Below are 23,441 nucleotides of genomic sequence, written 5' to 3' on the forward strand. Positions count from 1 at the left end.
GGTTTTAGGGAACATATGTCCCCAAAACCATTTTTTACTTGATAAAGCCCTTATAATGGCGTTTTACTAACTGAGCTTCCAATTGTTTCATTGTTTCAAGCGCAACACCAACAACAATCAATAGGCTGGTACCACCAATCTGTGCAGACTGAGGCAGGTTGGCAGTTTGAATAAAGATGATTGGAAGGATTGCAATAACAGCAAGGAAAATTGCTCCGACAAATGTTAGTCGATACAACACGCGGGTAAAGTATTCTTGCGTTGGTTTACCAGGACGGATTCCGGGAATGTAACCACTCTGCTTTTGCAGATTTTCGGCAGCTTGTTCCGGATTCACCTGAATGAACGCATAGAAATACGTAAACGCGATAATCAATGCCGCATACATAATCATCCCAACCGGATGGGTATAATCGAATACTCGCTGAATCCAGAGAGTAACATCATTTGTTGGAAAAAACGAAGCAATTGTCCTTGGAGTGATGATAAAGGACACAGCGAAGATTACTGGAATAACACCGGCAGCGTTAACTTTTAGCGGCATGTGTGTCGATTGTCCGCCAACTGGTGTACGTCCTGCAGTCATCCGCTTTGCATATTGAATCGGAATTTTCCTGGTAGCTTGCTGAACAAAGATAACTCCAACAACAATTGCAACAACAGCCAAAAGTAAAAGGATAACAATCAGGATATTGATAAACAATTTATCCCCTACATTTTGAAATTGTTGAATGTAAATTTGGTTCACTGTAGTAGGAATTCCCGCTGCAATGCCCGCAAAGATAATAATTGAAATACCGTTTCCTACGCCTTTTGCAGTGATTTGTTCGCCAAGCCACATCAAGAAGGCTGTGCCTGCTGTCAACACAGTTGCAATCAACAGGTACGTTGGAATGTCCGGATCAATAATCAATTGGCTTTGAGTCATATTGTTAAACCCGTATGACATACCTAATGCCTGGATAAATCCAAGCACAATAGTAAAGTAACGAGTAAATTGAGCTAGCTTTCGCCTTCCTGCATCCCCTTGTTTTGACCACTCGGTAAATTTAGGTACAACATCCATCTGCAAGAGCTGAATGATGATGGAAGCAGTAATATAAGGCATGATCCCCATTGCAAGAATAGAGAAGTTTTGCAGCGCTCCTCCGCCGAACGTATTCAAGACTCCAAATACGCTGAACTGATCTTGAGCTGCTAGAATGTCTGCATTGACGTTCGGCACCGGAATAAAGGTCCCGATACGGAAAATCAATAGCATTAATAAAGTGAAAAGGATTTTATTCCTTATTTCAGCCACGCGCATAAAATTGGAGATTGTCCGGAACATTAGATCACCTCAGTGTTTCCACCAGCAGCTTCGATTGCTTCCTTGGCAGCAGAGGAAAATTTATGAGCTTTTACAGTCAATTTCTTCTCAACGTTCCCTTTTGCAAGAATCTTGATTCCTGCTTTCTCGTTCTTAACCAGGCCAGCTTCGATGAGAAGTTCTGGAGTAACTTCTGTACCATCTTCAAAGCTGTTTAGGACATCAAGGTTAACAATCGCGTATTCCTTACGGTTAATGTTTGTGAAACCGCGCTTAGGCAGACGGCGGAATAAAGGTGTTTGACCACCTTCAAAACCTATACGAACACCACCACCGGAACGGGCATTTTGACCTTTATGACCTTTACCAGCAGTTTTACCTTGGCCAGAACCGATACCACGACCTAGACGTTTACGTTCTTTGCGGGAACCTTCTGCAGGCTTTAATTCATGAAGTTTCATTTGGGCACCTCCTTATTGAAAGAAAAGAATCGATTATTGTTCTTTAACCGTTACAAGGTGAGCAACCTTGTTGATCATACCACGAATAGCGGCATTATCTTGCTGCTCAACGGTTTGGTTTACTTTTCGCAATCCGAGAGCCTTAACTGTTTCGCGTTGGTCCTGTGGGCGTCCAATTACGCTTTTAGTGAGGGTAATTTGCAATTTGTTAGCCATTTGATTTCCCTCCCTTAACCTAACAGTTCTTCTACTGATTTTCCGCGCAATTTTGCAACTTCTTCGGCACTCTTAAGCTGCTTCAAGCCTTCTATAGTTGCACGAACCATGTTGATTGGAGTGTTCGTTCCAAGGGATTTCGATAGGATATCACCGACACCTGCAAGTTCAAGTACTGCACGTACAGGTCCACCTGCGATAACTCCAGTACCTTCGTAAGCTGGTTTTAAAAGGATTTCACCAGCTCCGAAACGGCCGAGTACCTGGTGAGGTACAGTCGTTCCAACCATTGGTACAGTAATCAAGTTTTTCTTGGCATCTTCGACAGCCTTACGGATGGCATCAGGAACTTCCTGAGCTTTTCCTGTTCCAAAGCCGACATGGCCATTCTTGTCTCCAACTACGACAAGAGCCGTGAAACGGAAACGGCGTCCGCCTTTAACAACCTTTGCTACACGGTTGACGGTAACTACGCGTTCTTCAAGTTCAAGTTTGTTTGGATCAATGCGACGCATCTTTATGTGTCCCTCCTTTGTCTATTAAAATTGCAGACCGTTTTCGCGAGCAGTATCTGCAAGAGCCTGGATACGCCCGTGGTATAGATATCCTCCGCGGTCAAAGACAACAGATGTGATACCTTTTTCTACTGCGCGTTTTGCTACTAATTCGCCGACCTTTTGAGCTGCTTCGATGTTATTAGTAGATTCAAGACCGAAATCTTTTTCCATACTTGAAGCACTCGCAAGAGTAACTCCGTTCACATCGTCGATTAACTGAGCATAAACATGTTTATTGGAACGAAACACATTCAAACGTGGACGGGCTGCAGTTCCGCTAAGCTTGGAACGGACACGTGCATGCCTCTTCTTACGGCTCGCGTTTTTATCAAGCTTCGTAATCATTTACGTCACTCCTTTCGTAATACTATGCGGCTTTATTTACCTTTCTTGCCTTCTTTGCGGCGGACAACTTCGCCTTCATAGCGAATTCCTTTGCCTTTATAAGGCTCTGGAGGACGGACGCCACGAATGTTGGCTGCAAGTGCGCCTACACGTTCCTTATCGTTACCTTTAATACTTATTTTTGTATTAGCAGGTACTTCAATTTCAAGACCAGCTTCAGGCTCGATCTCAACTGGGTGTGAATAACCAACGTTCAGTACAAGCTTGTTACCTTGCTTGGATGCCCGGTATCCGACCCCAATTAGCTCCAAATTCCTTTGGAAACCAGTTGATACACCTTCGACCATATTTGCAATAATAGCACGAGTCGTACCATGCAATGCGCGAATTTCCTTCTCATCGGAAGGGCGTGTTATTGTAACAGTGTTTTCTTCTACGTTAATAGAAATTTCAGGGCTGAAAGAACGAACAAGTTCACCTCGTGGTCCTTTTGCAGTAACTGTATTATTATCTATCGAAATCGATACTCCTGCAGGAATTTCGATTGGTTTTTTACCTACGCGTGACATTTAGTGCACCTCCATTCATTCGGAAACTTTCTTACCAGATGTATGCTAAAACTTCGCCGCCAACTTGCTTTGCGCGAGCTTCTTTGTCAGTGATGACACCTTGGGATGTAGATACAAGCGCGATACCAAGGCCGTTCAATACACGTGGAACTTCGTTAGACTTTGCATATACACGAAGGCCAGGCTTTGAAATCCTCTTTAGGCCAGTGATAACACGTTCGTTATTCGCACCGTACTTCAAGAAGATACGGATAATGCCTTGCTTATTGTCGTCAATTAGTTCGACATCACGAACGAAACCTTCACGCTTAAGGATTTCAGCAATTTCTTTTTTGATATTGGAAGCAGGTACTTCCAGCTTTTCGTGGCGAACCATGTTCGCGTTACGGATGCGGGTAAGCATATCTGCAATCGGATCTGTCATGACCATTTATTTTACCTCCTTCCCAGACTTGGGGTTTACCAGCTAGCTTTTTTAACACCAGGAATCTGGCCTTTGTATGCTAATTCACGGAAACAAATACGGCAAAGCTTAAATTTGCGGTAAACAGAGTGTGGACGGCCGCAACGTTCGCAGCGGGTATACTCTTGCACCTTGTATTTAGGCGTGCGTTTTTGCTTCGCAATCATTGACTTTTTAGCCACGTTTTCGCCTCCCTTATTTTCGGATTACTTTTGGAACGGCATACCAAACTGAGTTAAAAGCTCACGTGCTTCCTCATCAGTGTTGGCAGTCGTTACGATGACGATATCCATACCACGGACTTTGCTAACTTTATCGTAATCAATTTCAGGGAAGATTAACTGTTCTTTCACACCAAGTGTGTAGTTACCGCGGCCGTCGAATGCTTTCTTGGAGATTCCGCGGAAGTCACGTACCCTTGGAAGAGAGACTGAAATTAATTTGTCGAGGAAATCATACATGCGTTCACCGCGAAGAGTTACTTTCGCACCAATAGGCATACCTTCACGAAGGCGGAACCCAGCGATTGATTTCTTAGCGCGTGTAACGATTGGCTTTTGGCCAGTAAGTAATGTAAGTTCTTCAACAGCATTGTCAAGGGATTTCGCGTTTGCAACTGCATCGCCAACACCCATGTTTACAACGATTTTTTCTACTTTTGGAACCTGCATAACAGATTTATAGTTGAACTTGCTCACGAGAGCAGGAGTAACTTCTTTCACATATTTTTCCTTTAGGCGGTTCATCTATAGTACCTCCTTTCTCAATGGACTACTTATCTAATAATTCACCGGATTTTGTAACGCGTACCTTTTTACCATCAACAACTTGGTGTCCAACTCGGCTTGGTTTACCGGATTTGTCGACAGGCATTACGTTCGATACATGGATAGGTGCTTCCTGGCTGTTGATGCCACCCTGCGGATTGGCCTGAGAAGGTTTAGAGTGTTTTTTAACAATGTTCACACCTTCAACCAAAACGCGGCTTTGTTTCGGATAAGCCTCAAGGATTGTTCCTGTCTTGCCCTTATCCTTGCCAGAGATGACCATTACTTTGTCACCTTTTTTTACGTGCATCTGTGCGCACCTCCTTAAAGGCATTTTGAGTTTGTATTATGTCAAGTACTTATAATTAAAGTACTTCTGGTGCAAGTGAAACGATTTTCATAAAGTTGTTGTCGCGCAGTTCGCGTGCAACAGGCCCAAAAATACGAGTTCCACGTGGGCTCTTGTCATCACGGATAATTACACATGCGTTTTCATCAAACTTAATGTAAGTACCGTCTTGACGGCGCGCGCCGCTCTTAGTCCGTACGATTACTGCTTTAACAACATCGCCTTTTTTAACAACGCCACCTGGTGTTGCTTGTTTGACTGTGCAGACGATCACGTCGCCAATACCAGCCGTCTTTCGGCCGGAACCACCAAGGACTTTAATTGTCAGTACTTCACGGGCGCCGGAGTTGTCCGCAACTTTTAAACGGGTTTCTTGTTGGATCATTCGTGTAACCTCCCTTCGGATGAAAGCTTATCCGAACAATTAGATAATAACTGCTTTTTCAACGACTTCCATAAGGCGGAAACGTTTTGTAGAAGAAAGCGGGCGTGTTTCCATAATGCGTACTACGTCACCGATCTTCGCTTGGTTTTGCTCATCATGAGCCTTGAATTTCTTAGAGTATTTAACGCGTTTACCGTAAAGAGGATGCTTTTTGTGTGTTTCGACAAGAACAGTAATGGTCTTATCCATTTTGTCTGAAACAACGCGTCCGGTGTAAACTTTGCGTTGATTGCGTTCGCTCATTAGGCGGACCTCCTCTCAATTATCGATTGTTAACGCCGATTTCTCTTTCGCGGACAACAGTTTTCATGCGTGCGATGGACTTGCGCACTTCCCTGATGCGGGCAGTGTTTTCAAGCTGTCCAGTCGCCAATTGAAAGCGAAGGTTGAAAAGTTCTTCTTTTAATGATTTGACTTTTTGCTCAAGTTCGGCAGTGGTAAGGTCACGAAGTTCATTAGCTTTCATTTGATTCACCACCAATTTCTTCACGTTTTACAAACTTGCACTTAACAGGCAGTTTGTGAGCAGCAAGGCGAAGTGCCTCACGAGCGGTTTCTTCAGGAACACCGGCAACCTCAAACATGATTCTACCAGGTTTCACAACTGCTACCCAGCCTTCAGGAGAACCTTTACCGGAACCCATACGGACTTCAAGAGGCTTTGCAGTATAAGGCTTATGAGGGAAAATCTTAATCCACACTTTACCGCCACGCTTCATGTAACGAGTCATAGCGATACGGGCAGACTCAATTTGGCGGTTTGTGATCCAGGAGGCTTCTAGTGCCTGCAGGCCGTATTCGCCAAAAGTAACTTCTGTTCCGCCCTTTGCTAGACCGCGCATATTTCCACGGTGTTGACGGCGGTATTTTACACGTTTAGGCAATAACATGTTTATTTGCCTCCTTCCTCGGATTTCTTCTTAGTCGGAAGGACCTCACCCTTGTAGATCCAAACTTTTACGCCAAGTTTGCCGTAAGTTGTATCAGCTTCTGCAGCAGCATAGTCGATGTCTGCACGAAGTGTATGAAGGGGTACAGTACCTTCACTGTAATGTTCTGAACGAGCGATATCAGCACCGCCAAGACGGCCGGATACCATTGTTTTAATACCTTTTGCACCTGCACGCATAGCACGTTGAATAACTTGCTTCTGGGCACGGCGGAAAGATACACGATTTTCAAGCTGACGAGCAATGTTTTCAGCAACAAGCTTAGCATCGATGTCTGCTCTCTTAATTTCAAGGATATTGATGTGGACACGCTTGCCAGTAAGTTGGTTCAACGCTTTACGGAGCGCTTCAACTTCTGTACCGCCTTTACCAATTACCATACCTGGCTTAGCAGTGTGGACAGTAACGTTAACACGGTTTGCAGCGCGTTCGATTTCTACTTTAGAAACAGATGCGTCCTTAAGGCGCTTCTGGATGTATTCACGGACTTTAATGTCTTCATGAAGAAGTTCAGCAAAGTCTTTGCCTGCGTACCATTTCGATTCCCAATCACGAATGATGCCGATACGCATACCGACTGGATTTACCTTTTGTCCCACTAATTATCCCTCCTTCTTTTCTGATAGAACGATTGTGATATGGCTTGTGCGTTTGTTAATTGCACTAGCACGGCCTTGCGCACGTGGACGGAAACGCTTCAGTGTTGGACCTTCGTCAACGAAAGCCTGTTCAACAACAAGGTTATTAACGTCCATTTCATAGTTATGTTCTGCGTTTGCCATAGCAGATTTCAATACTTTTTCTACGATTGGAGAAGCAGCTTTCGGAGTCAAAGTCAGAATCGCTACAGCTTCACCAACTTGCTTACCTCGAATTAAATCTACGACTAAACGAGCTTTACGAGGAGCAATACGGACTGTTCTAGCAACAGCTTTTGCTTGCATGATGATGCCCTCCTCTCATTAACGTCTGGTTTTCTTATCGTCATTGCCGTGACCTTTATAAGCACGAGTTGGAGCAAATTCTCCAAGCTTGTGTCCTACCATGTCTTCAGTCACATAAACTGGTACGTGTTTACGTCCATCATACACAGCGATTGTGTGGCCGATGAATTGTGGGAATATAGTAGAACGGCGAGACCATGTCTTCACTACCTGTTTGCTGTCGGCGCCAAGGCTTTCAACCTTTTTCATTAGGTGCTCATCAACAAAAGGCCCTTTTTTCAAACTGCGACCCATGTGGGTACCTCCCTTCGAGACCGTTCTACGGTTCTATCCTCGAACCGTAGTTCAATCACGTTATTTTTTACGGCGTCGTACGATGAATTTATCGGACTTGTTCTTTTTCTTACGAGTCTTGCGGCCAAGAGTTGGCTTGCCCCAAGGTGACATTGGTGACTTACGTCCAATTGGGGAGCGTCCTTCACCACCACCGTGCGGGTGATCATTCGGGTTCATAACAGATCCACGAACTGTTGGGCGTTTGCCTAACCAGCGGGAACGTCCAGCTTTACCAATATTGATTAGTTCATGCTGCTCATTACCAACTTGGCCTACAGTTGCGCGGCAAGTTGCAAGAATCATGCGAACTTCTCCAGAATTCAAACGTACAAGTACGTATTTGCCTTCCTTACCAAGAACCTGTGCAGATGTTCCTGCAGAACGGACAAGCTGTCCACCTTTACCAGGCTTTAGTTCAATGTTGTGTACGACTGTACCAACTGGAATGTTTGCAAGTGGAAGTGCATTTCCTACTTTGATATCAGCTTCCGGACCAGACATTACTTGCAGTCCAACCTGAAGGTTTTTTGGAGCTAGGATGTAACGCTTTTCTCCATCCACATAATTGATTAGCGCAATATTTGCGGAACGGTTTGGATCGTATTCGATAGTGGCAACGCGTCCTGGAATGCCATCTTTATCGCGTTTAAAATCGATAAGACGGTATTGACGCTTATGGCCGCCACCTTGATGACGAACAGTTAACTTACCCTGGTTGTTACGGCCGCCTTTTCTTGTTACCGGAGCCAACAAAGACTTTTCTGGAGTGCTAGTTGTGATTTCTGCGAAATCAGAAGTAGTCATTCCGCGACGACCGTTAGAGGTAGGTTTGTACTTTTTAATCGCCATTTCTATTCCCTCCTCTTCTAGTTATATTCTAGGATTCAAAAATTTCGATTTCTTTGCTATCTGCAGTTAGCTTAACAATGGCTTTGCGGCGTTTGTTAGTATATCCACCGAATTTGCCCATGCGCTTGAACTTGCCTTTATAGTTCATGATGTTTACTTTCTCAACATCAACGCCAAAGATTGTTTCAATAGCGTCCTTGACTTGAGTTTTGTTGGCTTTAACGTCCACTTCGAACGTATATTTCTTTTCAGCCATCAAATCAGTAGAACGTTCAGTAATAACGGGGCGCTTAATGACATCGCGTACGTCCATTATGCAAGCACCTCCTCTACTTTTTCGACAGCAGCCTTAGTGATAATCAGCTTGTCATGGTTAAGGACATCTACGACATTGATGCCGTTGGCAGTTACTACAGTAATGCCAGGAAGATTCCTTGCAGACAACGCAACGTTCTCATCAAGGTCAGCTGTTACAATAAGTGCTTTTTTCTCAACAGAAAGCCCTTTGAGGACACTTTTGAAATCTTTTGTTTTTGGAGCATCGAAAGCGAGGCTTTCAAGTACTAGTACATTTTCCTCAAGTACTTTTGAAGACAATGCGGATTTAATTGCCAAACGGCGTACCTTTTTAGGAAGCTTATAGCTATAGCTGCGAGGTACTGGACCAAATACTGTACCGCCGCCTCTCCATTGTGGTGAGCGGATTGAACCCTGACGGGCACGGCCTGTTCCTTTTTGTCTCCATGGCTTGCGACCGCCACCGGCTACTTCAGAACGGATTTTTGTTTTGTGTGTTCCCTGGCGAAGTGAAGCCCTTTGCATCAGCACTGCTTCAAAAAGAACATGCTGGTTAGGTTCAATGCCGAACACTGTATCATTAAGCTCGATTTCACCAACTTGTGAACCGTTTTGGTTAAATAATGCTACTTTAGGCATTCGTTTGTTCCTCCTTTCTTGCGAAGTCTCTATGCTTTAACAGCAGTTTTAATTTTTACAAGTGATTTCCTTGGTCCAGGTACATTACCTTTCACAAGAAGCAGATTGCGGTCTGTATCAACCTTTACAACTTCAAGGTTTTGAACTGTAACAACTTCTCCACCCATGCGGCCTGGCAATGCTTTGCCCTTGAATACACGGTTAGGAGCTACAGGACCCATAGAACCTGGTCGGCGGTGGTAACGGGAACCGTGAGCCATAGGGCCGCGGGATTGTCCGTGGCGTTTAATTGCACCCTGGAATCCTTTACCTTTGGACACACCGGTTACATCTACGATGTCGCCTTCTGCAAAAATATTAACTTTGACTTCCTGACCAACTTCAAATGCTGCCAAGTCTACTCCGCGGAATTCGCGAACGAAGCGCTTAGGAGCAGTGCTTGCCTTTGCGACATGTCCCTTTTCAGGTTTGTTGGAAAGTTTTTCGCGTTTGTCTTCGAAGCCGATTTGAACCGCTTCGTAGCCATCGTTTGCAACTGTCTTCTTTTGAAGAACAACGTTTCCAGCTGCCTGGATTACAGTTACAGGGATCAGGTTGCCGTTTTCAGCAAATACTTGAGTCATACCAATCTTTCTTCCTAAGATTCCTTTGGTCATTAGTCACACCTCCTGAAAAATAATTAAAGTATATTGTTTGAATTAAAGTTTAATTTCGATGTCAACACCGGATGGCAGGTCTAGACGCATAAGTGAATCAACTGTTTGTGGAGTTGGGTTCACAATGTCGATTAGACGCTTGTGTGTACGCATCTCGAATTGTTCACGAGAATCCTTGTACTTATGCACCGCACGAAGAATCGTGTAGATAGACTTCTCTGTTGGAAGCGGAATCGGACCGGACACTGAAGCACCAGAACGCTTTGCTGTCTCAACAATTTTTTCAGCAGATTGATCAAGAATCCTGTGATCATACGCCTTTAAACGGATACGGATTTTTTGTTTTGCCATTATTTTTCCCTCCTTTTCGCCTATTTTCAAAATAGACATTCTCAGTGAAAATCCCCTGATTACACTCGCCATGGCAAAGCGGCCGGGTGTATCAGCAACCTCTCACATCATCGCAGTCAAAGACCAACATTGTCTATTATACATAATTCAGCTGTTAAAATCAATATGATTTAGAAGCTTTTTATGTTTAGCACACTTTTACTATTATAGCGGCACAGCAAAAGGAATGCAATATTTTATTCCATTTCAATATGACTTTATTGCATCCTCTATTTTCCATCTAAACTAGCGAGTTCATAATCAATAAGTATAGAAGAAACACGTCATCCTATGTGCATTTTCTTATTCAATTCAAAGTTAGGGGGCTATTGTTCTAACAGGTCAAACTTAGGTTCATAAAAAAACAGGCGGATCGTCACCCGCCTGTTTTTAAAGATATTAATTATTCTTGGATAGAAGCAACAACGCCAGCGCCTACTGTACGGCCGCCTTCACGAATTGAGAACTTAGTTCCTTCTTCAATCGCAACTGGAGCGATTAGCTCAACTGACATTTCAATGTTGTCGCCAGGCATAACCATTTCTACGCCTTCTGGAAGATTACAGATGCCTGTAATGTCGGAAGTACGGAAATAGAATTGTGGACGGTAGTTTGTGAAGAATGGAGTATGACGTCCACCTTCTTCTTTAGACAAAACGTAAACTTCCGCTTTGAACTTAGTGTGTGGAGTAATGGATTTTGGCTTAGCCAAAACTTGTCCACGCTCGATTTCTTCACGTGCTACACCACGAAGAAGGGCACCGATGTTGTCACCAGCTTCTGCATAGTCAAGCAGCTTACGGAACATTTCTACACCTGTTACAGTAGTAGATTTTGGCTCTTCAGTGAAACCAACGATTTCAACAACGTCACCAACTTTTACTTGTCCACGCTCAACACGTCCTGTAGCAACAGTACCACGGCCAGTGATTGAGAATACGTCCTCAACAGGCATCATGAATGGCTTTTCAGTATCACGAGTTGGAGTTGGGATGTAAGTGTCAACAGCTTCCATTAGTTCGTTGATCTTTTCTTCCCATTCTGCTTCACCTTCAAGTGCTTTAAGAGCAGAACCTTTGATAACAGGAGTGTCATCACCAGGGAATTCATATTCAGTAAGAAGGTCACGGATTTCCATTTCAACAAGCTCAAGAAGCTCTTCGTCATCAACCATGTCACACTTGTTCATGAATACAACAAGGTAAGGTACGCCTACCTGACGGGAAAGAAGGATGTGCTCACGAGTTTGCGGCATTGGGCCGTCAGTAGCGGATACTACAAGGATACCGCCGTCCATCTGCGCAGCGCCAGTGATCATGTTCTTAACATAGTCAGCGTGTCCTGGGCAGTCAACGTGTGCATAGTGACGATTAGCAGTTTCATACTCAACGTGTGAAGTAGAGATTGTGATTCCACGCTCTTTTTCTTCTGGAGCACCGTCGATTTGATCATAACCGCGAGCTTCTGCACCACCAACTTTTGCTAGTACAGAAGTGATTGCTGCAGTCAAAGTAGTTTTACCATGGTCAACGTGACCAATTGTTCCGATATTTACGTGCGGCTTAGAGCGGTCGAATTTAGCTTTACCCATTAGGAATTTCCTCCTTTAATTTTAAAAAGTTAAGTATTATTAGGGGCTGAGAAAGAAGTAACTCTCTCAGCCTATGCTTACATAGTAGTTATACTTGATTGCAAGGCGAAAATCAATTATTCACCTTTATTTTTTTTGATGATTTCTTCAGAAACGGACTTAGGAACTTCTTCGTAATGGTCGAAGTGCATTGAGAATACACCGCGTCCTTGTGTTGAAGAACGAAGAGAAGTTGCATAACCGAACATTTCAGAAAGTGGAACCATCGCCCTGACTACCTGTGCGTTACCGCGGGCTTCCATTCCTTCAACACGTCCGCGACGCGCAGTAAGCATACCCATGATATCACCCATGTATTCTTCAGGGATTACAACTTCTACCTTCATGATTGGCTCGAGTATGACTGGAGCACACTTCGATGCCGCATTTTTAAGAGCCATGGAAGCAGCGATCTTAAACGCCATTTCCGAGGAGTCGACATCATGATAAGAACCATCGAAAAGACGGGCTTTAATGTCTACAAGCGGATAGCCTGCCAAAACGCCTCGATCAAGAGCATCTTCAAGTCCTGCTTGTACAGCTGGGATGTATTCACGTGGAACAACACCACCAACAATACCATTAACAAACTCAAAGCCTTTACCTTCTTCATTTGGAGAGAATTCAATCCAAACATGTCCATATTGTCCGCGTCCACCAGACTGACGGGCAAATTTGCCTTCAACTTGTGCAGATTGGCGGAATGTTTCACGGTAGGCAACTTGTGGCGCACCAACATTTGCTTCTACCTTGAACTCACGGCGCATACGGTCAACGAGGATATCCAGGTGAAGTTCACCCATACCCGCAATGATTGTCTGTCCAGTTTCCTGGTCAGTGTATGCACGGAATGTTGGGTCTTCTTCCTGAAGCTTTTGAAGGGCTTGACCCATTTTATCTTGGTCAGCCTTCGATTTAGGCTCAACAGAAAGCTGGATTACTGGCTCAGGGAACTGCATAGATTCGAGAATAACTTGATTCTTGTCATCACACAAAGTGTCACCTGTTGTAGTATCTTTCAGACCTACTGCAGCAGCGATATCTCCTGCATAAACCTTGGAGATTTCCTGACGGCTGTTTGCATGCATTTGCAGAATACGACCGATACGCTCACGCTTGCCCTTAGTAGAATTTTGTACATAAGATCCGGAATCAAGTGTACCCGAGTAAACACGGAAGAATGTAAGTTTACCAACATAAGGGTCAGTCATAACTTTGAATGCTAGAGCAGAGAATGGCTCTTCATCGCTTGAATGGCGCTCAACTTCTTCTTCTGTATCCGGCAAAATACCTTTGATTGCAGGTACGTCAAGCGGAGATGGAAGATAGTCGATTACTGCATCAAGCATCAATTGTACACCCTTGTTTTTAAATGCGGAACCGCAAATAACAGGGTAGAATTCAACATTTGTAGTACCTTTACGGATTGCTGCCTTGATTTCTTCAATAGTCAGCTCTTCTCCACCAAGGTATTTTTCCATCAACTCTTCATCAAGTTCAGCGACCGCTTCAAGAAGCTTTTCGCGGTATTCTTCAGCTAGCTCCTGGTATTCTGCAGGAATTTCACCATCAGTGATTTCCGTACCAAGATCATTACCATAGAATCTTGCCTTCATTTCAACAAGATCGATAATGCCGTTAAATTGATCTTCAGCACCAATTGGAAGTTGGATTGGATGTGCGTTTGCCTGAAGGCGGTCATGCAGTGTGCCTACTGAATAAAGGAAATCCGCACCAATCTTATCCATTTTGTTAACGAATACTACACGAGGTACCCCGTATGTAGTCGCCTGGCGCCAAACTGTTTCAGTTTGAGGCTCAACGCCGGATTGGGCGTCAAGTACAGCGACCGCACCATCAAGTACCCTCAGTGAACGTTCAACCTCAACTGTGAAGTCTACGTGTCCTGGTGTATCGATGATGTTTACGCGGTGGCCTTTCCATTGTGCAGTTGTTGCAGCGGAAGTAATTGTGATTCCGCGTTCTTGCTCTTGTTCCATCCAGTCCATCTGGGATGCGCCTTCGTGAGTTTCACCAATTTTATGGATACGCCCAGTATAATAAAGCACGCGTTCAGTGGTGGTTGTTTTACCCGCATCAATATGGGCCATAATCCCGATATTGCGAGTATTTTCCAAGGAGAACTCTCTTGCCATTTGGTCTTTCTCCTTCCTTGTGTGAATGTTTTTAAGGATCCGCCGGCATCTATGTACGACGGTGCCCGGAAAGCCGGGTAACATAACCCGGCTCAGGCAAACTATAGCTTGTCTAACTTACGCCGCTAACGGTTGGCTTTCGCTTCCAACACTTGTCGGGAATGAACAGGCACAATCGCCTTTCATTCTACCAGCGGTAATGAGCGAATGCTTTGTTGGCTTCTGCCATTTTGTGTGTATCTTCGCGCTTCTTGACAGAAGCACCAGTGTTGTTTGCTGCATCCATAATTTCAGCAGCAAGACGCTGTTCCATTGTCTTCTCACCGCGAAGGCGTGAGTAGTTTACTAACCAACGAAGACCAAGAGTTGTGCGGCGATCAGGGCGCACCTCTACTGGTACTTGGTAGTTTGCACCACCAACACGGCGTGCTTTAACTTCAAGAACAGGCATGATGTTCTTAAGCGCGGCATCAAACACTTCCATTGGCTCTTTACCAGTACGCTCACGAATAATATCGAAAGAGTTGTAAAGAATTGCTTGGGATGTACCTCTTTTACCGTCGATCATCATTTTGTTGATCAAACGAGTTACTAGCTTTGAATTGTATAACGGATCTGGCAATACGTCTCTCTTTGCAACAGGACCTTTACGAGGCATGTTTTTTCCTCCTTTCAGAAAAGCTTCTATTTAGTGTTTTCATTTATTTCTTTGCAGCTTTAGGACGCTTTGTTCCATATTTGGAACGGCCTTGCATACGGTTGTTTACACCTGCAGTATCAAGAGCGCCACGTACGATGTGGTAACGAACACCCGGTAAGTCTTTTACACGGCCGCCACGGATAAGAACAACACTGTGTTCTTGCAGGTTATGGCCAATACCAGGGATGTAAGCTGTTACCTCGATACCGTTAGTCAAGCGAACACGAGCATATTTACGAAGCGCTGAGTTCGGTTTCTTTGGAGTCATTGTACCAACACGGGTGCAAACACCACGCTTTTGTGGAGAAGATACGTTAGTTTGAGCTTTTTTGAAGCTGTTATAGCCTTTGTTCAATGCAGGGGATTTTGAAGTCTCCTCTACAGATTGACGAGGCTTGCGTACTAATTGGTTAATTGTAGGCATTGTATTTTTCCTCCCTTCACATCTTTTGTAGTCCCACACATCCAGGTGGTTCTTTTTTTAGCAAAAACAAAGTTCTTGCAGCAGCATCTGCAAAAACAGTTTTTATCGGATAATAGCTACAGCCGCAGTTCCTACTTTAATACCGCTTGCCTTTCCGAGTTTTTTCATGGAATCGACATACAGTATAGGAACTCCAAGCTTTTGAGCGATTCCCACTGCGGTTGCTGTCAGTTTCTGGTCAGCATCAGTAGCAATCACCAGCTCTTTTACACTCCCGTCTTCGAGAGCTTTGGCTGTTTGCTTGATTCCTATTATGAGTTTCCTCGCTTGCAATACTTTTTCATAAGACATTTTTCATATCCTCCAAAGCACTTGCTAATAGGAGCACCTTTGCTATATTACCACCATGAGAATTCTTTTGTCAACATAACATTTAACTTTTTTCCTCAAAAATACATTCCAAAAACTGGCACCAGCCTTTTTTGGCTGATGCCGGTTTCTGTCTTGCATTCAAAATAAAATTTATTCTACAGGTACTTGATCAGTTTGTTCACCTTTAAGAACCGGCTCTGCCTTACGATAACGCTGCATACCTGTTCCCGCAGGAATCAATTTCCCGATAATGACATTCTCTTTCAAGCCAAGCAGTTCATCGCGTTTACCTTTGATGGCTGCATCTGTAAGGACTCTTGTTGTTTCCTGGAAGGATGCTGCAGAAAGGAATGAATCTGTTTCAAGAGACGCCTTTGTAATACCCAGAAGTACCGGGCGACCTGTGGCAGGCATTTTTCCATTTAACAGCGCCTTACCGTTTGCATCGGTAAACTGGTGAATATCTAGCAGCATACCCGGGAGGACATCTGTCTCTCCGGCATCAATGACACGCACCTTACGCAGCATTTGACGGACCATTACTTCAATATGCTTGTCACCAATTTCAACACCTTGCATCCTATATACCTTTTGTACCTCACGAAGCAGATATTCTTGGACTGAACCGACATCGGTTACTTTCAGGAGTTCTTTTGGATCAATAGAACCTTCTGTTAGTTCCTGGCCTCTTAGTACACGATCATTAACTGCAACCTTTAGCCTTGCAGTATATGGGGCTGAGTAAGTTTTTGACTCAACTTCTCCCTGTACCACAATTTCATGCTGGCGGTCCCTTCCCTCGTTAATACCAACAACGACACCCTCGAGTTCAGCAATAACAGCCTGGCCTTTTGGATTACGAGCTTCAAACAATTCCTGGATACGTGGCAAACCTTGGGTAATATCGTCACCAGCAACGCCGCCCGTATGGAATGTACGCATTGTAAGCTGTGTACCCGGTTCCCCGATAGACTGAGCCGCGATAATACCAACCGCTTCTCCGACCTCGACTTCCTGTCCAGTTGCCAAGTTTCGTCCGTAGCACTTCTTACATACTCCATGTCGGGTGTTACATGTAAATGCTGAACGGATTTGAACTTCCTCAATGCCTACATTAACGATCTGCACAGCCAAGTCTTCAGTAATCAAGCCATTTTCTGGAACAATAATATCACCTGTTTCAGGGTGTTTAATATTCCTTCTTGCATAACGGCCGATTAGGCGTTCATCAAGTGCTTCAATTACTTCCGTACCGTCTTTAAGTGCACGGACGTGCAATCCTCGGTCCGTTCCGCAGTCATCGTCACGGACGATGACATCCTGGGCAACATCAACAAGACGGCGGGTAAGGTAACCAGAGTCAGCTGTTTTAAGGGCTGTATCAGCAAGACCTTTACGGGCACCATGAGTAGATATAAAGTATTCCAATACTGTCAGACCTTCACGGAAGGACGACTTAATTGGCAACTCGATGATTCGTCCAGCCGGGTTGGCCATCAGACCCCGCATACCTGCAAGCTGTGTAAAGTTGGATGCGTTACCCCGGGCACCGGAGTCACTCATCATGAAAATTGGGTTTGTTTTATTCAGGGAGTTCATAAGTTTACCCTGAATAGTATCCTTCGCTTGGCTCCAGATTGAAATGACACGATCATAGCGCTCATCTTCGGTGATCAAACCGCGTCTGAACTGTTTCTGAACATTATCAACCTTTTTCTGAGATTCACTAAGTATCTCTTCTTTTTCACCCAATACAACGATGTCAGCAACACCGACAGTGATGCCGGCTTTTGTTGAATATTTGAATCCAAGATCCTTCATGCGGTCAAGCATTTTGGACGTTTCAGTAATCTTGAAGCGTTTAAACACTTCTGCAATGATGTTGCCAAGTATTTTTTTCTTAAAAGGTTCGACAAGCGGCATTTCCTTAATTCGCGCCGGTATATCAGTACCTCTTTCAACAAAATACTTTTCTGGGGTTTTTACTTCAAGATTATCTTTCGTTGGTTCATTGATATATGGGAAAGATTTTGGCAAAATTTCATTGAATATGAGTTTGCCGACAGTCGTCAATAACAGCTGGCTGTTTTGTTCATCGGTGAAAGTTTCATTATTCAACGATCCCGCATGGACTGCTACCCTAGTATGCAGATGAACATAACCATTTTGATATGCAATCAGGGCTTCATTTGTATCTTTGAAAATCATACCTTCACCCATTGTACCTTCACGTTCAAGAGTCAAGTAGTAGTTACCCAGTACCATATCCTGAGAAGGAGTTACAACAGGTTTTCCGTCTTTCGGATTCAATATGTTCTGAGCTGCCAGCATCAGTAAGCGTGCTTCTGCCTGAGCTTCTGCGGAAAGCGGTACGTGTACAGCCATCTGGTCTCCGTCAAAGTCAGCGTTATATGCTGTACATACGAGCGGATGAAGACGAATGGCACGGCCCTCTACCAAAGTTGGTTCGAACGCCTGAATACCAAGCCTGTGCAGTGTAGGGGCACGGTTTAAAAGGACTGGGTGCTCCCTGATTACGTCTTCAAGTACATCCCAAACTTCCGGCTGAACGCGTTCTATTTTGCGCTTGGCAGATTTTATATTATGGGCAAGACCCTTCTCAACCAATTCCTTCATGACGAATGGCTTGAATAACTCAAGTGCCATTTCCTTAGGCAGTCCGCACTGATACATTTTCAGGTTCGGACCTACAACGATTACCGAACGCCCTGAATAGTCAACACGTTTACCAAGAAGGTTTTGGCGGAAACGTCCCTGTTTTCCTTTCAGCATGTGCGAAAGAGATTTCAATGGGCGGTTTCCAGGCCCTGTTACAGGACGGCCGCGGCGGCCGTTATCGATTAGCGCATCTACTGCTTCCTGAAGCATACGCTTTTCATTTTGGACGATAATGCTAGGAGCACCCAGATCTAGAAGGCGCTTCAAGCGGTTGTTTCTGTTAATAACGCGACGGTACAGGTCATTCAGGTCAGAAGTCGCAAAGCGTCCGCCATCCAACTGAACCATCGGGCGAAGTTCCGGCGGGATAACCGGAAGTACATCAAGAATCATCCAAGACGGTTCATTTCCCGATCCACGAAAAGCTTCGATTACTTCAAGACGTTTAATTGCCCGTGTACGCCTTTGTCCCTGCGCGGTTTTTAATTCTTCCTTCAGCGTATCGGCTTCTTTATTGAGGTCGATATCCGAAAGTAATTTCTTTATTGCTTCGGCACCCATAGAGGCCTGGAACTTGTTTCCATACTTTTCACGATAAGCACGGTATTCCTTCTCTGAAAGGAGTTGCTTCTTTTCAAGGCTTGTTTCGCCTGTTTCAGTAACAACATAAGATGCAAAGTAAATAACTTCCTCCAGAGCACGAGGTGACATGTCCAGGACAAGCCCCATTCGGCTAGGAATTCCTTTGAAATACCAGATATGAGAAACAGGAGCTGCTAGCTCAATGTGGCCCATTCGTTCACGGCGCACTTTGGCGCGTGTTACTTCAACGCCGCATCGATCACAGACAACACCTTTGTAGCGGACACGCTTGTATTTTCCGCAATGGCATTCCCAGTCCTTTGTAGGTCCGAAAATTCTCTCACAGAACAAACCGTCTTTTTCCGGCTTCAATGTACGATAGTTAATTGTTTCAGGCTTCTTGACTTCACCAAAAGACCATGAACGAATTTTATCAGGTGATGCAAGACCGATTTTCATATACTCAAAATTATTAACATCAAGCAAGGGGCCTACCTCCCTTTTAATCTCCAGGTTTTACCCTGTAGCTAGACACAGCCTTTCCCGAGCGCCTATCTATCCATGCAACCCGGGTAAGCTGTGGTTTGTTACTCTTTTGAAGCTATTCTTTGGAACCTACTTTTTCAGACTCGAAGTTTTGTGATTCTGGCGCAATTGTCAATGTATCAACCTGCTGCATATCATCATCATCTTCAAGGTCACGCATTTCTATTTCCTCTTCATCACCGGATAGGATCTTGACATCCATACCAAGGCTTTGAAGCTCTTTAATTAATACTTTAAATGATTCTGGAACACCTGGTTCCGGTACATTCTCACCTTTTACGATTGCCTCGTATGTCTTCACGCGTCCGACTACATCATCGGATTTAACAGTGAGGATTTCTTGCAATGTATAGGCAGCACCGTATGCTTCAAGTGCCCAAACTTCCATCTCACCGAAACGCTGTCCGCCAAACTGAGCTTTACCGCCAAGAGGCTGCTGCGTAACAAGTGAGTACGGGCCAGTCGAACGAGCGTGAAGTTTATCATCAACCATGTGAGCAAGCTTGATCATATACATGACACCAACAGAAACCCGGTTGTCAAAAGGTTCGCCTGTTCGTCCATCATAAAGGACGGTCTTGGCATCGCGGGCCATTCCAGCTTCCTCAATCGTTGACCATACATCTTCTTCGGTAGCACCGTCAAATACCGGTGATGCTACGTGGATGCCCAGTGCCCTAGCTGCCATCCCAAGATGGAGCTCTAGCACCTGTCCTATATTCATACGAGATGGAACCCCAAGAGGGTTCAGCATGATATCAACCGGTGCACCATCTGGCAGGTACGGCATATCCTCTTCAGGAAGTATGCGGGAAATTACCCCTTTGTTTCCGTGGCGTCCCGCCATCTTATCGCCTTCGTGAATTTTACGTTTCTGAACGATATAGACACGGACTAACTGGTTTACACCTGGAGGGAGTTCATCCCCATCTTCACGGTTGAAGACTTTTACATCATGGACAATTCCACCGCCGCCATGTGGTACACGGAGTGACGTATCCCGTACTTCCCGGGCTTTCTCGCCAAAGATTGCGTGGAGCAAGCGCTCTTCTGCTGTCAGTTCAGTTACACCTTTAGGCGTTACCTTTCCTACAAGCAGATCACCATCTTTAACCTCCGCGCCAATGCGGATAATTCCACGCTCATCCAGATTCCGAAGCGCATCTTCCCCAACATTCGGAATATCACGAGTAATTTCTTCAGGTCCAAGCTTTGTATCACGGGACTCTGATTCATATTCTTCAATATGGATAGAGGTATACACATCATCTTTAACAAGGCGCTCGCTCATGATGATTGCATCTTCATAGTTATAGCCATCCCAGTTAACAAATGCCACTAGTACGTTCCGGCCAAGAGCCAGTTCGCCTTTTTCCATGGATGGACCATCAGCCAAAATCTCGCCTTTTGTTACTCGGTCACCCACTGAAACAATTGGGCGCTGGTTATAACAAGTTCCCTGGTTGGAGCGAATAAATTTCAGCATGCGATATTTATCAAGGTCACCCTTAACTTCGTTACCATCAATCTCCTTAACACGGCGCACCCAGACTTCACGGGCCTCAACATGTTCAACGATACCCTCGTGTTTACATATAACAGCAGCACCTGAGTCCTTGGCAGATACGTGTTCCATACCTGTCCCAACTCTTGGGGCTTCCGGCTGCATAAGAGGCACAGCCTGACGCTGCATGTTAGCACCCATAAGAGCACGGTTTGAGTCATCGTTTTCAAGGAACGGAATGCATGCGGTCGCAGCAGATACTACCTGTTTCGGCGATACATCCATATAATCGATCCGTTCACGCGCTACTACAGTGTTTTCACCGCGGAAGCGTGCAACAACATCTTCATCAAGGAAAGTGCCATCGTCGTCTAGACGCGCATTTGCCTGCGCAACAACATAAAGATCCTCTTCATCCGCTGTAAGGTAGTCAATTCTGTCCGTCACTTTGCCTGTTTCAGGGTCAATTCTGCGGTATGGTGTTTCAATAAAGCCAAACCTGTTCACTTTCGCAAAGGATGAAAGTGAGTTGATCAAGCCAATATTCGGTCCTTCAGGTGTTTCAATCGGACACATACGCCCGTAATGGGAATAGTGAACGTCACGAACTTCAAAGCCTGCACGCTCACGTGTCAGACCACCCGGTCCGAGTGCAGAAAGACGGCGTTTGTGCGTCAATTCAGCAAGCGGGTTGGTTTGGTCCATGAACTGGGAAAGCTGAGAGCTCCCAAAGAACTCTTTAATTGAAGCAATGACCGGTCGGATATTGATCAGCTGCTGCGGCGTGATTGTAGCTGTATCCTGAATGGACATCCGCTCACGAACCACACGCTCCATCCTTGATAAACCGATACGGAATTGGTTTTGCAACAATTCCCCTACAGAGCGAAGGCGGCGGTTTCCAAGATGGTCAATATCGTCAGTATCTCCCACTCCATGAAGCAGATTGAAGAAATAACTGATTGTCGAAATAATATCAGCAGGAGTAATGTTCTTTATTGGCTCAGGTACATATGCATTACTCAAAATATTGATGACTTTTTCATTGTCATCTGTTGGAGCAAAAATCTTGATGCTCTGAAGGACAACATCACCTTCAATAACGGTGCCTCCAGGCTGATAGCTATACATATTGATATTCTTTTCAAGGGCAGGAATAATCCGATCCAAGTTCCTGCGGTCAAGAAGAGTGCCTGCTTCAGCAAGGATTTCACCTGTTTCAGGATCAACCAGTGCTTCCGCGAGCCGCTGTCCAAAAAGCCGGTTTTTAATATGGAGCTTCTTGTTGATTTTATAACGGCCTACACTCGCTAAATCATAACGTTTCGGGTCAAAAAAGCGCGAAATAATAAGGCTCTTCGCATTTTCTACTGTAGGCGGTTCGCCCGGGCGAAGCCTTTCGTAGATTTCAAGCAAAGCTTTTTCAATGCTGTCGGTATTGTCTTTTTCCAGTGTATTGCGGAGATACTCATTGTCGCCAATGAGGTCGATGATTTCTTGATCAGAGCCGAACCCAAGCGCACGCAAAAGAACCGTAACTGGGAGTTTCCTTGTACGATCTATCCTGACGTATACGACGTCCTTGGCATCTGTTTCATACTCAAGCCATGCGCCGCGGTTCGGAATAACGGTTGCAGTAAAACCTTTTTTACCGTTTTTATCTAGCTTCCCGCTGTAATATACGCTCGGAGAACGTACAAGCTGGGAAACGATAACACGCTCCGCACCATTGATGACGAACGTGCCAGTTTCTGTCATAAGCGGGAAATCGCCCATGAAAACATCCTGGTCTTTAACTTCCCCTGTTTCTTTGTTGACGAGACGCACTTTTACACGCAATGGTGCTGCATATGTAACATCCCGTTCCTTTGATTCCTCAACGGAATATTTCGGATCGCCAAGGCTATAATCAATAAATTCTAGAGATAGGTTACCAGTAAAGTCTTCAATCGGTGAAATATCCTGGAACATTTCACGCAGTCCCTCATCAAGAAACCATTGATAAGAAGAGGTTTGGATTTCAATTAGATTTGGTAATTCTAAAACTTCACTGATTCGCGCGTAACTTCTTCGTTGGCGGTGTCGTCCATACTGAACTAGTTGACCTGTCAACTGATTCACCCCTCAAATCAAGCGTTATTGTAAATCTATCTGCGCCTGTCGCCAGGCAGTAACCATAGCAACAGACAAAAAGAAAAAGGGTTTTGACTCTCCAAAAACCACATTTTTCACATTTTACCTATTATTATTTTGTCATCCTTTCCTTTCCATACCATTTTTATACAAAATAAGTCCAACTAAACAGG

Annotated in this window: 29 protein-coding genes; all 29 read right to left on the reverse strand. The window is 44.6% G+C overall.

The features are described from left to right. Positions 1-34: 34 nt before the first annotated feature. Entirely contained in the window at positions 35-1,330 is a 1,296-nt protein-coding gene (gene secY / locus AM500_RS00130) for a preprotein translocase subunit SecY (protein WP_053597436.1), read from the reverse strand. Further along, positions 1,330-1,770, reverse strand: coding sequence for a 50S ribosomal protein L15 (rplO, locus tag AM500_RS00135; RefSeq protein ID WP_043931549.1), 441 nt, complete (start codon positions 1,768-1,770; stop codon positions 1,330-1,332). The genes secY and rplO overlap by 1 nt, the downstream gene beginning before the upstream one ends. A 33-nt stretch (positions 1,771-1,803) precedes the next feature. Then, complete coding sequence (rpmD, locus tag AM500_RS00140; protein ID WP_043931550.1) at positions 1,804-1,986, reverse strand: 50S ribosomal protein L30; 183 nt, start codon at positions 1,984-1,986, stop codon at positions 1,804-1,806. Between the two features lie 14 nt (positions 1,987-2,000). Beyond that, positions 2,001-2,501: a 30S ribosomal protein S5 gene (gene rpsE, locus AM500_RS00145; protein ID WP_053597437.1), complete on the reverse strand. Its 501-nt coding sequence runs from the start codon at positions 2,499-2,501 to the stop codon at positions 2,001-2,003. Positions 2,502-2,525: 24 nt separating this feature from the next. Next, positions 2,526-2,888, reverse strand: coding sequence for a 50S ribosomal protein L18 (gene rplR / locus AM500_RS00150; protein WP_053597438.1), 363 nt, complete (start codon positions 2,886-2,888; stop codon positions 2,526-2,528). A 32-nt stretch (positions 2,889-2,920) separates the two neighbouring features. Then, positions 2,921-3,457: a 50S ribosomal protein L6 gene (rplF, locus tag AM500_RS00155; RefSeq protein WP_053597439.1), complete on the reverse strand. Its 537-nt coding sequence runs from the start codon at positions 3,455-3,457 to the stop codon at positions 2,921-2,923. Between the two features lie 31 nt (positions 3,458-3,488). Beyond that, complete coding sequence (gene rpsH / locus AM500_RS00160; RefSeq protein WP_043931555.1) at positions 3,489-3,887, reverse strand: 30S ribosomal protein S8; 399 nt, start codon at positions 3,885-3,887, stop codon at positions 3,489-3,491. Positions 3,888-3,916: 29 nt separating this feature from the next. After that, positions 3,917-4,102, reverse strand: a complete 186-nt coding sequence (gene rpsN / locus AM500_RS00165; protein WP_009499044.1) for a 30S ribosomal protein S14 — start codon at positions 4,100-4,102, stop codon at positions 3,917-3,919. A gap of 24 nt (positions 4,103-4,126) precedes the next feature. After that, positions 4,127-4,666, reverse strand: a complete 540-nt coding sequence (gene rplE / locus AM500_RS00170; protein ID WP_053597440.1) for a 50S ribosomal protein L5 — start codon at positions 4,664-4,666, stop codon at positions 4,127-4,129. A 25-nt stretch (positions 4,667-4,691) separates the two neighbouring features. Continuing rightward, positions 4,692-4,997, reverse strand: coding sequence for a 50S ribosomal protein L24 (gene rplX, locus AM500_RS00175; protein WP_053597441.1), 306 nt, complete (start codon positions 4,995-4,997; stop codon positions 4,692-4,694). 55 nt (positions 4,998-5,052) lie between these two features. Next, positions 5,053-5,421 (reverse strand): 50S ribosomal protein L14, encoded by a 369-nt coding sequence (gene rplN, locus AM500_RS00180; protein WP_043931559.1) that lies wholly within the window; start codon positions 5,419-5,421, stop codon positions 5,053-5,055. A 39-nt stretch (positions 5,422-5,460) separates the two neighbouring features. Beyond that, the gene (gene rpsQ / locus AM500_RS00185; RefSeq protein WP_043931560.1) at positions 5,461-5,724 is read right to left on the reverse strand and encodes a 30S ribosomal protein S17; all 264 of its coding nucleotides are present in this window, start codon (positions 5,722-5,724) and stop codon (positions 5,461-5,463) included. Positions 5,725-5,743: 19 nt separating this feature from the next. Beyond that, a complete protein-coding gene (rpmC, locus tag AM500_RS00190) occupies positions 5,744-5,947 on the reverse strand; it encodes a 50S ribosomal protein L29 (RefSeq protein WP_043931561.1) in 204 nt (67 codons plus the stop codon). Continuing rightward, on the reverse strand, positions 5,937-6,371 hold the full coding sequence (gene rplP / locus AM500_RS00195; RefSeq protein ID WP_043931562.1) for a 50S ribosomal protein L16: 435 nt from the start codon (positions 6,369-6,371) through the stop codon (positions 5,937-5,939). Before rplP ends, rpmC begins: the two co-directional genes overlap by 11 nt. Positions 6,372-6,373: 2 nt before the next feature. Beyond that, complete coding sequence (rpsC, locus tag AM500_RS00200) at positions 6,374-7,030, reverse strand: 30S ribosomal protein S3 (protein ID WP_043931563.1); 657 nt, start codon at positions 7,028-7,030, stop codon at positions 6,374-6,376. A gap of 3 nt (positions 7,031-7,033) precedes the next feature. Beyond that, positions 7,034-7,375 (reverse strand): 50S ribosomal protein L22, encoded by a 342-nt coding sequence (gene rplV / locus AM500_RS00205; RefSeq protein ID WP_043931564.1) that lies wholly within the window; start codon positions 7,373-7,375, stop codon positions 7,034-7,036. Positions 7,376-7,393: 18 nt separating this feature from the next. Next, entirely contained in the window at positions 7,394-7,669 is a 276-nt protein-coding gene (gene rpsS / locus AM500_RS00210; RefSeq protein WP_043931565.1) for a 30S ribosomal protein S19, read from the reverse strand. Between the two features lie 60 nt (positions 7,670-7,729). Then, positions 7,730-8,560 (reverse strand): 50S ribosomal protein L2, encoded by an 831-nt coding sequence (gene rplB / locus AM500_RS00215; protein WP_043931567.1) that lies wholly within the window; start codon positions 8,558-8,560, stop codon positions 7,730-7,732. A gap of 28 nt (positions 8,561-8,588) precedes the next feature. Then, positions 8,589-8,876, reverse strand: coding sequence for a 50S ribosomal protein L23 (gene rplW, locus AM500_RS00220; protein ID WP_197028468.1), 288 nt, complete (start codon positions 8,874-8,876; stop codon positions 8,589-8,591). Next, the gene (gene rplD, locus AM500_RS00225) at positions 8,873-9,496 is read right to left on the reverse strand and encodes a 50S ribosomal protein L4 (RefSeq protein WP_043931570.1); all 624 of its coding nucleotides are present in this window, start codon (positions 9,494-9,496) and stop codon (positions 8,873-8,875) included. The genes rplW and rplD overlap by 4 nt, the downstream gene beginning before the upstream one ends. 29 nt (positions 9,497-9,525) lie before the next feature. After that, the gene (gene rplC, locus AM500_RS00230; RefSeq protein WP_053597442.1) at positions 9,526-10,152 is read right to left on the reverse strand and encodes a 50S ribosomal protein L3; all 627 of its coding nucleotides are present in this window, start codon (positions 10,150-10,152) and stop codon (positions 9,526-9,528) included. 42 nt (positions 10,153-10,194) lie between these two features. After that, positions 10,195-10,503 carry a 30S ribosomal protein S10 gene (gene rpsJ, locus AM500_RS00235; protein ID WP_036065498.1) on the reverse strand — a complete coding sequence of 103 codons (309 nt, stop codon included), beginning with the start codon at positions 10,501-10,503 and terminating at the stop codon, positions 10,195-10,197. A 442-nt stretch (positions 10,504-10,945) separates the two neighbouring features. Then, positions 10,946-12,133 carry an elongation factor Tu gene (gene tuf, locus AM500_RS00240; protein ID WP_043931573.1) on the reverse strand — a complete coding sequence of 396 codons (1,188 nt, stop codon included), beginning with the start codon at positions 12,131-12,133 and terminating at the stop codon, positions 10,946-10,948. A 116-nt stretch (positions 12,134-12,249) separates the two neighbouring features. Continuing rightward, positions 12,250-14,328, reverse strand: a complete 2,079-nt coding sequence (gene fusA, locus AM500_RS00245; RefSeq protein ID WP_053597443.1) for an elongation factor G — start codon at positions 14,326-14,328, stop codon at positions 12,250-12,252. Positions 14,329-14,515: 187 nt separating this feature from the next. Further along, positions 14,516-14,986 carry a 30S ribosomal protein S7 gene (gene rpsG / locus AM500_RS00250; protein ID WP_043931575.1) on the reverse strand — a complete coding sequence of 157 codons (471 nt, stop codon included), beginning with the start codon at positions 14,984-14,986 and terminating at the stop codon, positions 14,516-14,518. A 43-nt stretch (positions 14,987-15,029) separates the two neighbouring features. Next, positions 15,030-15,452, reverse strand: a complete 423-nt coding sequence (gene rpsL, locus AM500_RS00255) for a 30S ribosomal protein S12 (protein WP_043931577.1) — start codon at positions 15,450-15,452, stop codon at positions 15,030-15,032. Positions 15,453-15,554: 102 nt separating this feature from the next. Next, positions 15,555-15,803 (reverse strand): 50S ribosomal protein L7ae-like protein, encoded by a 249-nt coding sequence (locus AM500_RS00260; RefSeq protein ID WP_053597444.1) that lies wholly within the window; start codon positions 15,801-15,803, stop codon positions 15,555-15,557. A gap of 171 nt (positions 15,804-15,974) precedes the next feature. Continuing rightward, positions 15,975-19,571: a DNA-directed RNA polymerase subunit beta' gene (rpoC, locus tag AM500_RS00265; protein ID WP_053597445.1), complete on the reverse strand. Its 3,597-nt coding sequence runs from the start codon at positions 19,569-19,571 to the stop codon at positions 15,975-15,977. Positions 19,572-19,686: 115 nt separating this feature from the next. Next, positions 19,687-23,247 carry a DNA-directed RNA polymerase subunit beta gene (rpoB, locus tag AM500_RS00270; RefSeq protein WP_053597446.1) on the reverse strand — a complete coding sequence of 1,187 codons (3,561 nt, stop codon included), beginning with the start codon at positions 23,245-23,247 and terminating at the stop codon, positions 19,687-19,689. Positions 23,248-23,441: the final 194 nt, after the last annotated feature.

Origin of the sequence: Bacillus sp. FJAT-18017 (assembly GCF_001278805.1) — a bacterium.
In the GTDB taxonomy this organism is placed as follows: Bacteria; Bacillota; Bacilli; order Bacillales; family Cytobacillaceae; genus Bacillus_D.

Excerpts from the sequence above, each read along its gene's own strand:
- rpsG (WP_043931575.1), bottom strand. The coding sequence starts at position 14,986 with ATGCCTCGTAAAGGTCCTGTTGCAAAGAGAGACGTATTGCCAGATCCG.
- rplO (WP_043931549.1), bottom strand. The coding sequence starts at position 1,770 with ATGAAACTTCATGAATTAAAGCCTGCAGAAGGTTCCCGCAAAGAACGT.
- rplF (WP_053597439.1), bottom strand. The coding sequence starts at position 3,457 with ATGTCACGCGTAGGTAAAAAACCAATCGAAATTCCTGCAGGAGTATCG.
- rplR (WP_053597438.1), bottom strand. The coding sequence starts at position 2,888 with ATGATTACGAAGCTTGATAAAAACGCGAGCCGTAAGAAGAGGCATGCA.
- AM500_RS00260 (WP_053597444.1), bottom strand. The coding sequence starts at position 15,803 with ATGTCTTATGAAAAAGTATTGCAAGCGAGGAAACTCATAATAGGAATC.
- rpsS (WP_043931565.1), bottom strand. The coding sequence starts at position 7,669 with ATGGGTCGCAGTTTGAAAAAAGGGCCTTTTGTTGATGAGCACCTAATG.
- rplP (WP_043931562.1), bottom strand. The coding sequence starts at position 6,371 with ATGTTATTGCCTAAACGTGTAAAATACCGCCGTCAACACCGTGGAAAT.
- rpmD (WP_043931550.1), bottom strand. The coding sequence starts at position 1,986 with ATGGCTAACAAATTGCAAATTACCCTCACTAAAAGCGTAATTGGACGC.
- rpsE (WP_053597437.1), bottom strand. The coding sequence starts at position 2,501 with ATGCGTCGCATTGATCCAAACAAACTTGAACTTGAAGAACGCGTAGTT.
- rpsJ (WP_036065498.1), bottom strand. The coding sequence starts at position 10,503 with ATGGCAAAACAAAAAATCCGTATCCGTTTAAAGGCGTATGATCACAGG.
- rpsL (WP_043931577.1), bottom strand. The coding sequence starts at position 15,452 with ATGCCTACAATTAACCAATTAGTACGCAAGCCTCGTCAATCTGTAGAG.
- rplC (WP_053597442.1), bottom strand. The coding sequence starts at position 10,152 with ATGACCAAAGGAATCTTAGGAAGAAAGATTGGTATGACTCAAGTATTT.
- tuf (WP_043931573.1), bottom strand. The coding sequence starts at position 12,133 with ATGGGTAAAGCTAAATTCGACCGCTCTAAGCCGCACGTAAATATCGGA.
- rpmC (WP_043931561.1), bottom strand. The coding sequence starts at position 5,947 with ATGAAAGCTAATGAACTTCGTGACCTTACCACTGCCGAACTTGAGCAA.
- rplN (WP_043931559.1), bottom strand. The coding sequence starts at position 5,421 with ATGATCCAACAAGAAACCCGTTTAAAAGTTGCGGACAACTCCGGCGCC.
- rpsH (WP_043931555.1), bottom strand. The coding sequence starts at position 3,887 with ATGGTCATGACAGATCCGATTGCAGATATGCTTACCCGCATCCGTAAC.
- rplE (WP_053597440.1), bottom strand. The coding sequence starts at position 4,666 with ATGAACCGCCTAAAGGAAAAATATGTGAAAGAAGTTACTCCTGCTCTC.
- rplD (WP_043931570.1), bottom strand. The coding sequence starts at position 9,496 with ATGCCTAAAGTAGCATTATTTAACCAAAACGGTTCACAAGTTGGTGAA.
- rpsQ (WP_043931560.1), bottom strand. The coding sequence starts at position 5,724 with ATGAGCGAACGCAATCAACGCAAAGTTTACACCGGACGCGTTGTTTCA.
- fusA (WP_053597443.1), bottom strand. The coding sequence starts at position 14,328 with ATGGCAAGAGAGTTCTCCTTGGAAAATACTCGCAATATCGGGATTATG.
- rplV (WP_043931564.1), bottom strand. The coding sequence starts at position 7,375 with ATGCAAGCAAAAGCTGTTGCTAGAACAGTCCGTATTGCTCCTCGTAAA.
- rplX (WP_053597441.1), bottom strand. The coding sequence starts at position 4,997 with ATGCACGTAAAAAAAGGTGACAAAGTAATGGTCATCTCTGGCAAGGAT.
- secY (WP_053597436.1), bottom strand. The coding sequence starts at position 1,330 with ATGTTCCGGACAATCTCCAATTTTATGCGCGTGGCTGAAATAAGGAAT.
- rplB (WP_043931567.1), bottom strand. The coding sequence starts at position 8,560 with ATGGCGATTAAAAAGTACAAACCTACCTCTAACGGTCGTCGCGGAATG.